This window comes from Marinomonas foliarum (genome assembly GCF_003337275.1).
Taxonomy (GTDB): domain Bacteria; phylum Pseudomonadota; class Gammaproteobacteria; order Pseudomonadales; family Marinomonadaceae; genus Marinomonas; species Marinomonas foliarum.
The window spans coordinates 84,458-99,156 of sequence record NZ_QPJQ01000004.1 but is presented as its reverse complement, the minus strand read 5'-3'; the positions used below and the strand labels follow the sequence as shown (position 1 = coordinate 99,156).

The window sequence follows — 14,699 nt, the reverse complement described above, 5'->3', positions numbered from 1 at the left end:
AATTAAATGTCGGTTAAAAATTTGGGTAGAGCGTTTTTAATTGACTGGCTTTAGAAGGCTTTTCTTGCCCGCTTGTGAATTCTTCTAAAGCATCCGCAAGTGGTTCACCGTGCCATTCGTGGGCGGGGTTATTTGAGTAAAGCATTATTTCGGCTTCCATCAGCAATTGGGTGACCTGAACTGATGTGAGGCGTTTAATGTCATCTACGCTACGAATTTCATCATCTCCCCAGCGGTGACGAGCCCATTCCAATAGGCTTGGTCTTAATGACTGTAGGTTGTTCTGCTGGCAGCACTCAATTAATGCTTTATAAGCGCTTTGTTCACTTAAAGTGCTGAGAGGAGCAAACTCTTGCAGTGTCGGAACATCACTGTCTGTGTTTGTTTTTAGTTTTTTGCGTTTTAGCCAAGAGGCTATCCATGCGCCTAACATAAGAACGGCAAGGATAAGCAATCCACTAATGAGGTAGTCTCGCAGCGATTTACTCTCGTTTGACGTTTCGGGTACTACTTCTATTTGGTTGTCTGTATTGGCAGGTTTAACCGCTTTTTTGGCCAAAGATATCGGAGCAATGGATCGGCTTTGAGCGGGTAATGGATCGCTAATCGTTGGGTTGTTGCCTGCTGTTTCGTCTGATTGCCCAGTGCTGTTTGGAAGCGGAGCAATCTCAATACTGTCTGTTGACGCGCTCGCGGTACTTATGGCTCTTTCGTCTGTGTTCCAATAAGTAATGTTTATATCGGGCAGCGATAGGCTCCCTTCCTCGGTTGGAACAACTTCAACAACGATCGTTTGATTGCCAGTTACACCGGTTGAATTCTTCTGGTTATTAAACTGAGGTGGTTTTGGGTACAGTTTATAGTCTCGCGTGCTATTAAACTCTAGCGTTGGAATTTGCTCAGGCAGCGCACCATCGGCTTTGATGTCAATTGTCCAAATCAATGTGTCACCAACTCTTGGTGCATCATTTGTTTTCTCTAAACTAGTTGAGACAGTCACTTTTTCGCTTGGTAGCCAAGCGTCACCTGTAAAGCTTGCTGGAATCGGAATGACTTGAAGGTTAAGGGGCTCACTTTGAACCTTAATCATTCGTCGGCCTGTCGATGTATTGATCATCGCCTGAATACTTTGTGGTGGAATTGTCAGTAGGCCGCTGCGCTGTGGAAAGGCTAAATATTCACGTGTAATGACCTGATATTGTGTGCCATTGACGGTTTGATAATTCATTTGGTCATCGATCAGTCTTTCTACTACAATATCTGGGTGCGACGGTACTGAACGATTCGCATTTTGTAAGGCGACAGACGTATAGAGTTTTACGCTTAGGATGACCTCTTGTTGAAGGTAAGGTTCCACTTCAGATACTTCTGTTTTGATCATCACGGGCGGATTGCCATTGTTGTCCAATAGCTGAGGCGAACTTTTTACAGTCAGCCGAATCGGCTGAGACTCAAGGTCGCCTATTTTGATAGGGGGTATTTCAACGGTGCCGACGGATTTTGGCATCAGGGTAACAACCCAAAAATTCAGTGCTGTACTCGTGCCTAAATTAAAACTAAATTGGCTGTTTTGGCTTTTTCCTAAAATATCGAAGTCGCGTTCTAATGGTGTTAGATCGGGGCCGTTGCCCGTATCTGAGAAGTCAGCACGTAGAGTTAGTTGCACCACTTCATTTTCGTTGGAAACATTCTTATTAAGTGAAGCAGTAACGCTGGCAGCATGAAGTGAGCTTGATAATATAATAAAAAGCAAAGTTGTCATTAGTGAGAAAAACAAGCGATGTGGCTTGTTTTGCGATATTAATGAAAGAAGGTATTGCTTCATTACCATGGGTTTTGCCCATCCTCTTGCGAAAATCGATTTTCATTGCGCTTTTCTTGGTGTAAATACCAGAGCTTACGTTGTAGCAGCAATCCTGGATCGTCTTGAATTTGTCTCAACCACTGATTCAGCGCCTGTGTTTTTTCTTTGTCTAATTGTGTCTTTTCTGACTCATTTGGATCTTGTTTGTCTGAGTTTTCATCTTGCTTATTATCCTCAGGAGTTTTGGTGTTGTCTTGTTTTTCGTTATTTTTCTCGTCTTTTTTTGGTTGTTGCTCATCTTTTGAGTCATTTTTGTCACTTGAATCCGATTGCTTATCCTGATTCTGGTCTTGGCTCTGCTGTTTAGACTTTTCTTGTTCTTTTTTTTGTTGGTCTTTCTTCTGTTGCTCTTGTCGCTGCTTTTTTAAATAGTTGAGATTGTCTTTGGCAGCTTTTAACGATGGATCTTGCTCAAGTGCTTTTTCATAAGCCTTAATGGCTTGGTCGGTTTCGCCAGATAATGCCAAAGCATTGCCTAAATTATAATTATCAGCGGCATTTCTGCTCAAATTATTTAATTGTTGGACGGTTTCTGGGTAATTTTCTAATGCGTATGACGATGCCGCTTTCCACTCTGGCTGCTGAAAGTATTGATCAGCCGCTTGCCAGTTGCCTTGGTCGACTGCTTGCTGGCCTTTTTGATCCGGTGTTAGAAACCAATCAAGCGGGGCGGCATAAGATTTGTCAGAAGGAAAGTAAAACACGCTTAGAAGTAGCATAAATAGCATGCCTTTTCTAAATTGGAATGCCAGCCAAAGCAAAAAGGGCAGGGCAAACCAATGGCCTTGCTCTATCCAGTGAATGCTTTTGTTTTGCGCTTTCTGAGTCTGCTCGTTACTCAATGAGGTGTCTGTGATTTGGCTTAATGATTGAGGTGTTAAACGCCCCTGATAAAAGCTTCCACCAAGAGATGAGGTTAAAGCTTTTAAATCGTCAATGGGAGTCGATGGCATTACATTTTGGCCATTTTTTCTTAGGATCTGCCCATCGGGTAGTTTAATTAACGATGCGTTTTGGGTGCCAACAGCAACAAGGTCTAGTTGTATGTTTTTACCTTTAAATAACGCGGGAATGCCTTTCTGGTCTTGTTCGCTTACGTCATCGGTTAGCACAATAAGATGCAGTGGCTCAGTAGTATCTTGGCTAAGTGATAAAGCTGTTTCGATACCACTGGTTAAATTACTGCCATACACTGGCATGATGATTGGATCTAATGCGAGTAAAAAATGCGTGATGGTTTCTCTGTCTTGGCTAAAAGGGCTGATAACAAAACCTTCACCAGCAAATGCGACTAAGGCAATTTCGCCTTCCTTGCTTTGTTCCAAAATGTCTCGAACGGTTTGTTTTAACTGAGTTTGGCGATTAGGCTTAAGATCCGTGGCGTACATCGACATAGATTGGTCGACCACCAAGACCGTTTTTTGAGTATTTTCAAACATGGTTGTTGGGGCTTTCGTCCAGCTAATGCCCGCTAAACCAATCCAACACAATGAAACCGTCGCTAACCCTAGCCATTTGTTTAGGTTGCTAGACGTATTTTCGTATACCAAATGCTGCATGAGGCGCTGGTCGACGATCTTGCTGAGAGTGTGGCTGTTGGCGCTTTTTGCAGTAATGAAATATGCCATTATTAAGGTAATAGGCAATAAAAAAAGCCATAAAGGGCGCTCAAAATGAATAAGGTCAAAAAGCATCATGGTTGATCTCCTCTGACGGGGCCGCTTTTACGACGAGAAGATTTTTTTAATTTAAGTTGCTGACTGGCAAGCAGTGATAAAGCCAAAAAGGCGATAGAGCCAAGACCCAACCAATGAAATAAGCTGGTTAATGGTCGCTGCCAAATATCTTCCGTAGGTGTTGGCTCTAATGTATCCAGCGTTTGATAGATAGCTTGTAAGTCTTGTGTGCTTTTGGCACGGAAATATTCACCACCTGTTTGTGCTGCAATATTTTTTAGTAACGTTTCATCTAGATCGCTAGAGGGATTGATCGCTTTAGGGCCAAAGAAGCTTTGTACAATCATACTGTCTGCCCCTATCCCAATGGTGTGAATGCGCACACCTTGAGAGGCCGCAAATGCAGCAGCTTGTTGAGGTTGCACTCGGCCTGCGGTGTTCGCGCCATCCGTCATTAAAATCAGCACTTTTTTATCAGATGGTTTGTCTTCAAGTCTTTTGATGCCCAATCCAATAGCGTCGCCAATGGCGGTTTGTTCGCCAGCAAAACCGATTTGTGCTTCTTGAACCAATTGATTGATTGTTTTTGTATCAAAACTTAGAGGTGCTTGAAGGTAGGCTTTTGAGCCAAATACAATGATACCAATACGATCACCCCGGCGAGCTTGGATAAAGCCAGACAAGACAGATTTTGCAGCTTCTAATCGATTTGCAGGTTGGTCGTTCAGTGCCATGTCACTAACTTGCATACTGCCAGATAAATCGAGGGCAATCAGCAAATCACGGCCCGATGGCGTTACTTTTGTGGGTTCACCCAGCCAAACAGGTTGCGTGATAGCAAAGACTAATAAAATCCAAGACATCAGTAAGCAACCATAGCGAAGGCTAGGACGCTTGGTGAGTGCTTTGTTATCTTGATGGTTAACAAAGTGTTCGCTGTTGCCCCACCAAATCCCATCACCTTTGGGTTTGGCTTTTGGTGAAAAATACATAATAACAGGCAAGGGCAAAAGCAGAAGAAACCAAGGCCAAGACAATTCAAGCATGGTGCTTCCTTATCCAATAACAGGTGTTTTTAATCATAGTGCTGCGTTGTTCTTGGCTTAGCTCAATTTGGTTTCTATAAGGGCCGTCAATAAACTCGCTGGAAAGCGAGGCAAATTGGTGTTTTGCCTGCATGGAGTTATCCAATATAGAGAATAGAGCTTGGCTTGGCAGTGCAGCTGTTTCGGTTTTGCCTTCACTAATTAAACAGCGACGAACCATTTCATGGCAAAGCTGAATGCATTCTTTATCAGTTAGGTCGTCGGCTGCTTTACGGATGTTTGATAAAGCCTCTCGCCGATAAGTGCGCTTTTTATGGCGCTGATACCACAAAATTAGCAAGCCTATAATGATTAGAGTAACGGCTGCAACAATGAGCCATGTCCACCAAACTGGTGGCCACATAGGAACAGATTGAGGTAGTAAGTACGCTTTGTGTGGTAAATCGATTGCTTGTGTTTGCGCTTGAGATTGTATTGGAGCCAGTGCCGCAGTCATTAGTGAAGTGCTCCTTGCGATAACAAATATCGGGCAATTTTCTCTGGCGATTCGGTGATATCAAAAATTTGATGGCGAATGCCAAAGGATGCCAGTTTTTTGCGCATCAGGGTGTTCTGAGTGAAAAAATCCGCCTTGGCTTGCTGCATACTCTTCTTACTAACTGATACAGATTTGATGCCGTTGCTGTCTGCCATTTGATATTGGCCAGAGGGTAAGTTAAAGGTGTTGCTGTCGATGACCTGGACCCAATGTACAGTATTGTGCTCTGCCAGTTTCATCAGTTCGCTTTCTTCGTCTTGGTTCCAGCTTTGCTTGTCCGTCAATATGATGACATCTTTATTGTGAACTTTGCTAGTGAGTAGCGTATTGGACCAAATGCTTGAAGAACTGTTGCCCTTGGCTCTATTTCCAACTGTAGAGGCATCTTTAAGGGCGTTTAGTAATATTGGCAGAGAGCCTGATTTATTGCTGGCGTAGTCTTGGTTTCCATAAGCGATTCGATAAGACAAGGTGTCGCCTTGTTGTTTGGAGCGCCATGCAATAATGCCAGCTAATTGGATAAGGCGTGTTGAAATAAAGGTATGGCGCGTGCCGAAATACGCGCTACTGGAAAGGTCCAATAACAAAAGTCGCTGGTGGTCATTTTCCTGAGCATACAGACGAGTGTGGGCTTGGCCTGTTCGCGCAGTTACTCGCCAATCTATATGACGTAAATCATCACTGGGTTGGTAAGCACGAAGCTCAAGCATTTCCATGCCATGACCTTTTTGTCGTGTGCGACGCTCCCCGTTATTCGTTGCAAAACGAATGGCTTTGGGAGCGCGTCCTAGATGCTTGGCGTAATTAGCCAACAGAGCAAAATGGGCGTCATCTAGCTCAGGAGATTCAGGTGATAATAATGGGCTCATCGTACTGGCTGCCTTGTATTTCGATTCTTTAAACTACAGCGCCGGAACGTGGCTAATTAATCGCTTCAATAAATCATCAACGGATAAACCGGCGGCTTGAGCTTCAAACGTGGTAATGACACGATGACGCAACACGGGCAAGGCAATCTGGCGGACATCATCAGGCGTGACAAAGTCTCTGCCATTTAGCAAGGCGTTGGCACGAGCGCAACGATCTAGTGCTAAGGTACCACGTGGGCTAGCACCAAATTCAATAAGGTTTGTGCCTTTGGCTGCATCACCTAAATAAAGCTCCGGCTGTCTTGTCGCCATGACCAGTTGCACTATGTATTCTTCGACACTCTCAGACATATACAAAGACAATGCTTTTTGCTGAAGCTCAAGAATGTCACTTGGTTGGCAAAGTGGCTGAGGTGCACTGGCCGACGTTTTATGTAGGTCCTGTTGGCGAACTAACCTGAGTACTTCCAATTCGCTAACAGCGCTTGGATAACCTAGGTTTATTTTCATCATAAAACGGTCAAGCTGCGCTTCTGGTAAAGGATAAGTACCTTCTTGCTCGATGGGATTTTGTGTCGCAATCACAAAAAATAAAGACGAAAGGGCATAGCTGTGATTGCCCACAGTGACTTGCCCTTCGCCCATTGCTTCGAGTAGCGCTGACTGTACTTTGGCCGGTGCTCGGTTGATTTCGTCGGCGAGTACTATATCGTTCATAATCGGGCCGGGGATAAAGCTAAACTGACCGGTTTCTTGCTGATAAATATCAGAGCCCGTGACATCGCCAGGTAAAAGGTCTGGTGTAAACTGGATGCGTTGAAAGCGGCTGTTTATGGAGCTGGCCAATGCTTTGGCCGCTGTGGTTTTGGCTATACCTGGAGGCCCTTCTAACAGGACATGTCCATTGGCGATTAAAGCGACAAGTAGTTCATGGGTTAAATCTGGTTGGCCGACAACGGCATGATTTAGGTGATCTTTTAATTGCTCAATTACAGTTACCATTGAACCTAGGTTCCTTATACTTCTGTCAATAAAAGTGTCAACGCAATATAATAGTCTTCATCTTATCGGATTCAAATCTTTACGCACAGAGCGTTCTCTGTAAGGGTAACGTAAGCACAGGACGAAAAAATGGCAAAACTTGTATTAAATGTGGCTTTGCCCGCGTTTAAATATGAAGCTATGTACGCAGGTTCAGCAAAAAACTTAGTAGCAAGCTGTCTAGATGGGCGTAAAGTTCAGTTGCCTTTATCAGCTTTTCAGCGGTTCGTAACCCATGAAGGGATTTATGGTTTTTTTGAAGTAGAATTTGACAACATGAATAAACTGATCGCAGTAACTAAGATTAGATAGCCTAAAATTAGATAGTACATAATCAGATAGCGTAAAGTTAGATAGTAAGAATTAGATACTATTATTAAATAGCAAAGATCAGAAAAGTATTTTCCTGATCTTAACAGCCAAGGAGCCCTAACAATGTACCAACTTGCTCGCTCATTACTTTTTAAATTGGACCCAGAAGTGTCCCATGAACTGTCATTGGATCTTCTTGCAGCAAGCAGTCGATTGGGGTTGAACAAATTTCTAGGCGGTTTACCTTCTACTAAGCCAGTAGATGTTATGGGGTTGCGTTTTCCTAATGCCGTTGGATTAGCGGCAGGTTTAGATAAAAATGCTGACGCTTTTGAGGCGTTAGGCGCATTAGGTTTTGGTTTTGTGGAGGTAGGAACAGTGACGCCAAAAGGCCAAGCTGGTAACCCAAAACCACGTTTGTTCCGCCTGCCGGAGCATGATGCCATTATTAACCGCATGGGCTTTAACAACAAAGGCGTTGATCACCTAGTATCTCGTATTAAGTCTCATCGTTACCCAGGAATATTAGGCGTTAATATTGGCAAGAATCTAACGACTTCGGTAGAAGATGCCGCAGCGGATTATCTAGCTTGTTTAGAAAGCGTAATTCCATTCGCAGATTACATTACCGCGAACATCAGCTCACCAAATACCCCAGGTCTTCGCAGCCTGCAGTTTGGAGAAAGTTTGGCTCAGCTTATTGCGCCTCTAACAGTTGCCCGTGACCGTTATGAAGCCGAACATGGTAAGCGTGTTCCATTAGCAGTGAAAATTGCGCCTGATATGACGGACGATGAAATTAAAATGGTTGCTGATACACTGGTCGAACAGGGCGTTGATGGTATTATTGCCACTAATACCACCTTGTCTCGCGAAGCGGTTCTAGGTCATAAATTCGAAAAAGAAGCGGGAGGTTTGAGCGGTGCGCCAGTACGTGATGCATCGACTCATGTAGTAAGAACCTTAACTGAACACCTGAAAGACACCTTGCCAGTTATTGGTGTGGGTGGTATTTCAAGTGGCGCAGACGCCGTTGAAAAGCTGCAAGCTGGAGCGCGATTAGTGCAAATTTACTCAGGCTTTATTTATCAGGGCCCAGAGTTAATCAAGGAAGCAATAGCAAGCACTGATGCTTATTACCGAGAACTTGATCTGGGTATCTAATATTATCGAACTAAAAGCAAGGCGCGTATTTTGGCGTCTCGTTGGATAGGCGGAATTTTATTCCGCATTCTTTATGTGTCTTGCAACATTCACTGAAATTTAAAAAAGTATTTTATAAATGAGCACTATATTACAGACAACTGATTCCACAAGTCAGGTTTACGCACTAGAAATAACCTGTCCACTTGGGTTAGAAAATGTCTTGGAAAAAGAGTTGCATGGCGAAGGCCTAACGCAAACTCGGTTGGGTGAAGCGCAAGTCAAATTGAACACAGATTTAGAAGGTATGTACAAAGCCTGTCTTTGGTCTCGTGTCGCCACTCGCGTTATGTTGCCGATTGCCAACTTCAAAATAGAATCGGCTGATGACTTATACGATGCCGTGAAAGCCATTCCGTGGTCTGACCACATGAAAGCGACCAACACCATGGCGATCGATTGTCATGGTACTAATCACCATATTCGTAACACACAATTTGGTGCAGTTCGTGCAAAAGATGCGATTGCCGATTATTTTGTGGCATTAACAGGCGAACGTCCTAACGTCGAAAAAGAACAGCCAGAAGTACGCATTGCTTTGCGCATTAAACGTGAAGTCGTAACGGTAAGTATCGATTTGTCTGGCGAAAGTATGCACCGCCGTGGCTACCGTCAACATGGCGGCATGGCACCACTTAAAGAAAACTTAGCAGCAGGTCTTTTGCTGCGCGCAGGTTGGGGAACCGATTGCGGTTTAACGCAATTGATCGACCCTATGTGTGGTTCTGGTACGTTTCTTGTTGAAGCCGCTTTGATGTCTTTGGATATCGCACCGGGTTTACGTCGTCAATATTGGGGATTCAAAGGCTGGAAACAGCACGATCACCGTATGTGGCAACAATTAATGGATTTTGCCAAGAACCGTAAAAAAGACCCAGCAACCTTGGGAATTCGTTTTCAAGGAACGGATAGAGAGCAAAAAGCCATTGCTGCCGCGCGCGAAAACATCAAGCGTGCAGGTTTAACCGATGTGATTGATGTCTCCATGATGTCATTCCAAGAGCATGAGTTCGACATCACGCCAGACGTACCGGGCCTTGTGATCACCAACCCACCTTACGGTGAGCGTATTGGTGATGAAATGGCTTTGATCGCATTATATCGTCAACTAGGTGAATGGGTCGTAACACATGTGCGCGGTTGGCAGTTCATGATGCTGACCAGCAATGATCATCTGGCGCGTCAAATTCCCGTTCGTCCAGAAAAAAGCACGCGTGTTATCAACGGTGGCATCGAATGTCGTGCTTATCGTTTTCCTTTGCTGGCTGGCAGCATCAAAGAAGACGTGGTTGCGCAATCCGTGATGACACCAGGCGCACAAATGTTTGCTAATCGCCTACAAAAAAACGCCAAGAAACTGAAAAAATGGGTCGAGAAGAACAAGATCCAGTGTTACCGCGTTTACGATGCCGACATGCCTGAATACGCGGTTGCTATCGATGTGTATGGTGATTGGGCACACGTGCAAGAATACCAAGCGCCTAAAAGTGTTGATCCAGAAAAAGCTAAGCAGCGTTTGTTTGAAGTCATGTCTGCGATTCCGACCGCATTGAATATTTCAGAGTCCAATGTGATCTTGAAAAAACGCCAAAGACAGACTGGCAAAGAGCAATACGAAAAAATAGATCAGACGAAACACGAAATGATCGTAGAAGAATACGGCTGTGACTTCATTGTTAATCTAAAAGATTACTTGGACACTGGTTTGTTCCTTGATCACCGTCCAGTGCGTAAATTAATTCAAGACAAAGCCAATGGTGTACGTTTCTTAAACTTGTTCTGCTACACCGCAACCGCGTCGATTCATGCCGGACAAGGTGGCGCGCGCAGTTCATTGAGTGTTGATATGTCGAACACCTACACTGAGTGGGCGCGTCGTAATATCGAATTGAATGAGTTTTCAGACCTTCATCACCAAGTGGAACGTGCGGACTGTATCGAATGGCTAAAACAAAGCCACGATAAATTCGACTTGATCTTCATGGATCCGCCAACGTTTTCTAACTCGAAAAAAATGGCGGACGTGTTAGACATTCAGCGAGATCATGGTGAACTTGTGCGTTTGGCAATGGCAAGACTGGCGAGAGGTGGCGAACTTATCTTCTCCAATAACTACCGTCGTTTTGTATTGGACGAATCGTTAGAGCAAGAATACAACGTGAAAAACATCACTCGCGAAACGCTAGACCCAGATTTTGATCGTAATGACAAAATCCACCAGTGCTACATCATTAAGAATAAGTAAGCATAATTACCTGGGTTCAGTATAATTTGCTGACGTTTTATTAAGGCTAAGCAGCTTGTTTAGTCTTTTTAGCTTTTAAGAGTTTTTTAAGGTTTATAAGTTTTACTATGAGAAAGAAAACATTTCGACTTGTGATTAGTTGTCCCGACAGAGTGGGGATTGTAGCGGCCGTTAGCCAGTTCTTGAACGATCGCCAAGGCTCGATTATCGAAGCAAGTCACCACACAGATTTAGAGCAAAAATGGTTCTTTATGCGTCACGATATTGATGCAGAAAGCTTAAATATTGACGTTGAAACCTTCCGCAAAGAATTCGCGCCAATCGCCGAAAAATTCGACATGCGTTGGTATGTAAAAGACAGTGAAGATCGCCCTAAGGTCATTTTGTTAGCAACCAAAGAATCCCATTGCCTAAATGACATTATGCACCGTTGGCACACCGGCGAATTGAACTGTGAAATCGTTGGTGTGATTGCTAACCATGAAGACCTTCGTTCTATGGTTGAGTGGTACAAGATTCCGTATTTCTGCATTCCTGTGCCGAAAGAAGACAAAATGCCTGCCTTCCAAGAAATTGAAGCCTGCATTGATCAGTCCGGTGCTGACACCATTGTGCTAGCGCGCTACATGCAGATCTTTCCTGAATACTTGTGCGAGAAATACCGTCACAAGGTAATCAATATTCACCACAGCTTCTTACCATCTTTCATTGGTGCTAAGCCTTACCACCAGGCTGCCGTGCGAGGTGTGAAATTGATTGGCGCAACCTGTCACTACGTCACTGCAGACTTAGACGCAGGTCCGATTATCGAACAAGACGTGATTCGTGTTCGCCACAGCCACGCGGCAGAAGACATGGTTCGCCTTGGTAAAGACATCGAAAAACTTGTACTGTCACGTGGACTTCGTTACCACTTGGAAGATCGCGTTCTTGTACATGGTAATAAAACCGTCGTGTTTGCTGAATAAAGCAAGCACTGCAAGGTTTGTGAAAAGGGAAGGCTTCATGTCTTCCCTTTTTTTTGGCTTTTTGAGACTGTTAAGCGACGGTTCAACCCTTGGCAGGACGAAAAGGTTTCTTTTTTTATCTTTTTGTAATGTTAGAGGTAGAAAATTACTGTTCTTGAAAAAAGTGTCTATAGTTAACATGAACGATAAATGATCAATTGATTTACATTTAAGAGACGGCAGGCAATGTGAGGTGAACAATGAAACTCAAGTTAACGCCAACTCAAAACTTATGTGTTGGGTACCTAGAATCTGGTTTTAAATTGATCCAATTGGGTGAGCAATTTTACTTTATTAAAGGCGAACGCCGACAAAAGGTGTTACCAAAAACCTTAGACGCACTCGTCAACCGTGGTGCACTGGCTCACACCGAGCAGGGCGACTACATGCTAAGCGACGAATTTGTCGAACATCGTAAACGAATGCGTGAAACGAACGACCCAGAACAGACCCGCCATTGATAACAGATTTATGTCTACCTTGGCCCCATTTTTTCTTCTCAGGTAAATGGGGCCTTTTTTATGGCAAGGATTCAGATCCTAGATAAAACCAAACGGCGTTTATCTTCGAAACTAACGCCTACCTCATCAAAACGCCGTTTGCTTTCATCGTAAATCGTCATGAACCAAGATTCCACGTAGGTCGCGTATTTATGCCGACAATGTAATTATTTCTTCCTGTTTTATAAGATTTGATCAAGAGGGCTATTTGTTCCCGCAAAATGTTGACCAATTACATGGGTATAAATTTGTGTTGTTGATACGTCATTATGACCTAATAACTCTTGAACCGTTCTTATGTCTCTACCAGCCATTAATAAATGCGTTGCAAAAGAGTGACGAAAGGTGTGGCAATTTACTCTTCTCTCATTAACTCTAGCGTCATTGACGGCTTTTTTTAATGACTTACGAGGCACTGACTCATGTAAATGATGCCTGCATAATTCACCCGTTAAAGGGTGCGGGCAAATTGATGTAGAGGGAAATAAAAACATCCAACTGAATTGACGAAATGCATTTGGGTACTTTCTTGATAACGCAAATGGCAAAGAAGGGCCATAACCCTTCGCGTTGTCATTTTGTTGGATTTGTTGGGCATAGGACTTTTGTTTGCCTAAAGGTTAAGCTAATTTACGGCTAAGAATGGTAGTTCTATCTTTATTACCCTTACTGCAACGAACAGCTAAACTACCCTGATCCAAATTAATATCTTGAATGCGAATACGTAAACATTCGCTAATTCTAAGGCCTGAACCATACAGTAACGAAAATATTAAGTGGTCTCGTTCATTCATACAACCTAATATGTTTTGAATCTCATTGGGAGCTAAAACAATAGGTAAACGCCGCCCTTGTTTAGCATGCTGGAACCCTAAATCACCCAATGGTTGATTTAGCAATTTGTTATATAAAAAGGCGAGGGCGTTGAGGGCCGATTTTTGTGTATTAATTGCAACATTTTTCTCAACCGCCAAATGCGATAAAAACACTCTTACTTCTTCCGCGCCCATGTTTTGAGGGTGCTGTAGCTTATGGAAACGAATAAAGTATTTAATCCAATACAGGTACGATTTCTCTGTTTTTAAGCTATAACCGCGTAGGCGCAGCTCTTGACGAATAAGATTGAGGAAAGGGCTAGAAGACATCACACACTCCTTGTGGATAATAGATTTATAACTGTACAAATATACAGTTTATTTTTTGAGCTTGCCAATTTTTGGCACGCTTTGTCTGAAAAATAATCAAAAAAGTGCGTGTTTTTACTGGTGACTGGTTAGAAAGTCCTCTAATATCAATGAATAAGGATTCGTAGAGCCAAAATAACGCGCTGTGGATAAAAGGAATAACACGCATGCTCGTTTTTCCTGGTTTAGACTTTGTTGATATCCATATTAATGTTTTTAAAGTCAGTAATTTATAGAGACATTAAGAAGATTTTAAAGATGTGTAAATGCGCATGCGCACTATTAAACTGTTAGCCTTTAAAACGAGAAGCAAAGCAAGTATAAATAATGGCCGCAAATAAGTTTTCAATTTCCGGAACACCTAATAGGACAAACTCTCTTGAGGAGTTTCTGAATCAAGAGCAGTTTTTGGATCAAGAGGATCCGGATCATGGTTTTTTTGAAGATGTTCTGTATTTCCCAGAACAGTTCAATCCAGGTCCATCAAGGGTTCTGAAGCAGAAGAGAAAAACATATAAGAACGTATCATTTAAGGATACTGAATTTCGCAATGTCAGCTTTGTGTCTTGCGTTTTCAATGGTTGTTTGCTGCTCAGTTCTAAATTTATTGACTGTGAGTTTATCGACTGCACATTTATCGACACAAACACCAATAAGTCCCAATTTGAAGGAACCCTTATTGACCCTGCTTACTTTAAGAATAATTTTGATCTAAAGGCGGATACAAATATAGCTGCTGATTTATACCATAGTCTATATAAGAACCTAAGTAATGAAAGACAGCCTGATAGAGCAAAACAGAGTCTCTATATGATGCATCGTGCAGAGAATGCACATTTGAATTCTCAATATAAGAGAGGGCGCATTGGAATAGCTACGTTTCTATGGAAAAAGTCTGTCCATCTTTTCGATTTTTTGACATCTGGATATGGATTAAAGCTCTATCGAGTGTTTTTAACATTTTTGATTGTTGTTTCGAGTCTCTCCTTAATGAACTACATATTCAGAGATGATTTTTTTAAAACTGGAAAAATATGTTCATTGATGGACTCAATATATTTTACAATAGTTACTTTAACAACTCTTGGGTACGGTGATGTTTATCCGCAAACACAGCTTGGAAAAGCTGTTATCGCGGGGGAAGTTACACTTGGAATAGTAATAATATCCTTATTCCTAACTTCTGTTAGTTCAAGAGTAATAAGGTCTTAATT

The 14,699-nt window shown here is 42.8% G+C and carries 12 protein-coding genes and 1 pseudogene; 6 read left to right on the top strand and 7 right to left on the bottom strand.

Annotated elements, in window-relative coordinates; all coding sequences use genetic code 11:
* Nucleotides 1-13: 13 nt before the first annotated feature.
* Genes DFP77_RS03295 through DFP77_RS03270 form a run of 6 tightly spaced genes read right to left on the bottom strand, consistent with a single transcriptional unit; the run spans nt 14 to nt 7,013 of the window.
* Nucleotides 14-1,831: a BatD family protein gene (locus DFP77_RS03295; protein ID WP_114410874.1), complete on the bottom strand. Its 1,818-nt coding sequence runs from the start codon at nt 1,829-1,831 to the stop codon at nt 14-16.
* Nucleotides 1,825-3,561, bottom strand: coding sequence for a VWA domain-containing protein (locus DFP77_RS03290; RefSeq protein WP_114410873.1), 1,737 nt, complete (start codon nt 3,559-3,561; stop codon nt 1,825-1,827). Before DFP77_RS03290 ends, DFP77_RS03295 begins: the two co-directional genes overlap by 7 nt.
* Nucleotides 3,558-4,586 (bottom strand): VWA domain-containing protein, encoded by a 1,029-nt coding sequence (locus DFP77_RS03285; RefSeq protein WP_114410872.1) that lies wholly within the window; start codon nt 4,584-4,586, stop codon nt 3,558-3,560. The genes DFP77_RS03290 and DFP77_RS03285 overlap by 4 nt, the downstream gene beginning before the upstream one ends.
* Entirely contained in the window at nt 4,579-5,082 is a 504-nt protein-coding gene (locus DFP77_RS03280; RefSeq protein ID WP_114410871.1) for a DUF4381 domain-containing protein, read from the bottom strand. The genes DFP77_RS03285 and DFP77_RS03280 overlap by 8 nt, the downstream gene beginning before the upstream one ends.
* Entirely contained in the window at nt 5,082-5,993 is a 912-nt protein-coding gene (locus tag DFP77_RS03275; protein WP_114410870.1) for a DUF58 domain-containing protein, read from the bottom strand. Before DFP77_RS03275 ends, DFP77_RS03280 begins: the two co-directional genes overlap by 1 nt.
* 33 nt (nt 5,994-6,026) lie before the next feature.
* Entirely contained in the window at nt 6,027-7,013 is a 987-nt protein-coding gene (locus DFP77_RS03270) for an AAA family ATPase (RefSeq protein ID WP_309477155.1), read from the bottom strand.
* Between the two features lie 111 nt (nt 7,014-7,124).
* Here DFP77_RS03270 and DFP77_RS03265 point away from each other — a divergent pair, with 111 nt between their 5' ends.
* The 5 genes from DFP77_RS03265 (at nt 7,125) to DFP77_RS03245 (ending at nt 12,262) form a co-directional block, all read left to right on the top strand.
* Nucleotides 7,125-7,346, top strand: coding sequence for a DUF2835 family protein (locus DFP77_RS03265; protein WP_114410868.1), 222 nt, complete (start codon nt 7,125-7,127; stop codon nt 7,344-7,346).
* 123 nt (nt 7,347-7,469) lie between these two features.
* A complete protein-coding gene (locus DFP77_RS03260) occupies nt 7,470-8,510 on the top strand; it encodes a quinone-dependent dihydroorotate dehydrogenase (RefSeq protein ID WP_114410867.1) in 1,041 nt (346 codons plus the stop codon).
* A 118-nt stretch (nt 8,511-8,628) separates the two neighbouring features.
* Nucleotides 8,629-10,794 (top strand): bifunctional 23S rRNA (guanine(2069)-N(7))-methyltransferase RlmK/23S rRNA (guanine(2445)-N(2))-methyltransferase RlmL, encoded by a 2,166-nt coding sequence (gene rlmKL / locus DFP77_RS03255; RefSeq protein ID WP_114410866.1) that lies wholly within the window; start codon nt 8,629-8,631, stop codon nt 10,792-10,794.
* Nucleotides 10,795-10,901: 107 nt separating this feature from the next.
* Nucleotides 10,902-11,762 carry a formyltetrahydrofolate deformylase gene (gene purU / locus DFP77_RS03250; RefSeq protein ID WP_114410865.1) on the top strand — a complete coding sequence of 287 codons (861 nt, stop codon included), beginning with the start codon at nt 10,902-10,904 and terminating at the stop codon, nt 11,760-11,762.
* A 239-nt stretch (nt 11,763-12,001) separates the two neighbouring features.
* Complete coding sequence (locus DFP77_RS03245) at nt 12,002-12,262, top strand: formyltetrahydrofolate deformylase (protein ID WP_114410864.1); 261 nt, start codon at nt 12,002-12,004, stop codon at nt 12,260-12,262.
* Between the two features lie 221 nt (nt 12,263-12,483).
* On the opposite strand, the pseudogene DFP77_RS19735 reads toward DFP77_RS03245, so the two are convergent.
* Nucleotides 12,484-13,446 (bottom strand): annotated as a pseudogene (locus tag DFP77_RS19735) (integron integrase).
* 366 nt (nt 13,447-13,812) lie between these two features.
* Here DFP77_RS19735 and DFP77_RS03230 point away from each other — a divergent pair.
* Nucleotides 13,813-14,697, top strand: coding sequence for a potassium channel family protein (locus DFP77_RS03230; protein ID WP_114410862.1), 885 nt, complete (start codon nt 13,813-13,815; stop codon nt 14,695-14,697).
* Nucleotides 14,698-14,699 lie beyond the last annotated feature (2 nt).

What these genes read in the sequence shown, in the direction of transcription:
- DFP77_RS03295 (WP_114410874.1), bottom strand. Translation starts at nt 1,831, where the DNA reads ATGGTAATGAAGCAATACCTTCTTTCATTAATATCGCAAAACAAGCCA.
- DFP77_RS03290 (WP_114410873.1), bottom strand. Translation starts at nt 3,561, where the DNA reads ATGATGCTTTTTGACCTTATTCATTTTGAGCGCCCTTTATGGCTTTTT.
- DFP77_RS03285 (WP_114410872.1), bottom strand. Translation starts at nt 4,586, where the DNA reads ATGCTTGAATTGTCTTGGCCTTGGTTTCTTCTGCTTTTGCCCTTGCCT.
- DFP77_RS03280 (WP_114410871.1), bottom strand. Translation starts at nt 5,082, where the DNA reads ATGACTGCGGCACTGGCTCCAATACAATCTCAAGCGCAAACACAAGCA.
- DFP77_RS03275 (WP_114410870.1), bottom strand. Translation starts at nt 5,993, where the DNA reads ATGAGCCCATTATTATCACCTGAATCTCCTGAGCTAGATGACGCCCAT.
- DFP77_RS03265 (WP_114410868.1), top strand. Translation starts at nt 7,125, where the DNA reads ATGGCAAAACTTGTATTAAATGTGGCTTTGCCCGCGTTTAAATATGAA.
- DFP77_RS03260 (WP_114410867.1), top strand. Translation starts at nt 7,470, where the DNA reads ATGTACCAACTTGCTCGCTCATTACTTTTTAAATTGGACCCAGAAGTG.
- rlmKL (WP_114410866.1), top strand. Translation starts at nt 8,629, where the DNA reads ATGAGCACTATATTACAGACAACTGATTCCACAAGTCAGGTTTACGCA.
- purU (WP_114410865.1), top strand. Translation starts at nt 10,902, where the DNA reads ATGAGAAAGAAAACATTTCGACTTGTGATTAGTTGTCCCGACAGAGTG.
- DFP77_RS03245 (WP_114410864.1), top strand. Translation starts at nt 12,002, where the DNA reads ATGAAACTCAAGTTAACGCCAACTCAAAACTTATGTGTTGGGTACCTA.
- DFP77_RS03230 (WP_114410862.1), top strand. Translation starts at nt 13,813, where the DNA reads ATGGCCGCAAATAAGTTTTCAATTTCCGGAACACCTAATAGGACAAAC.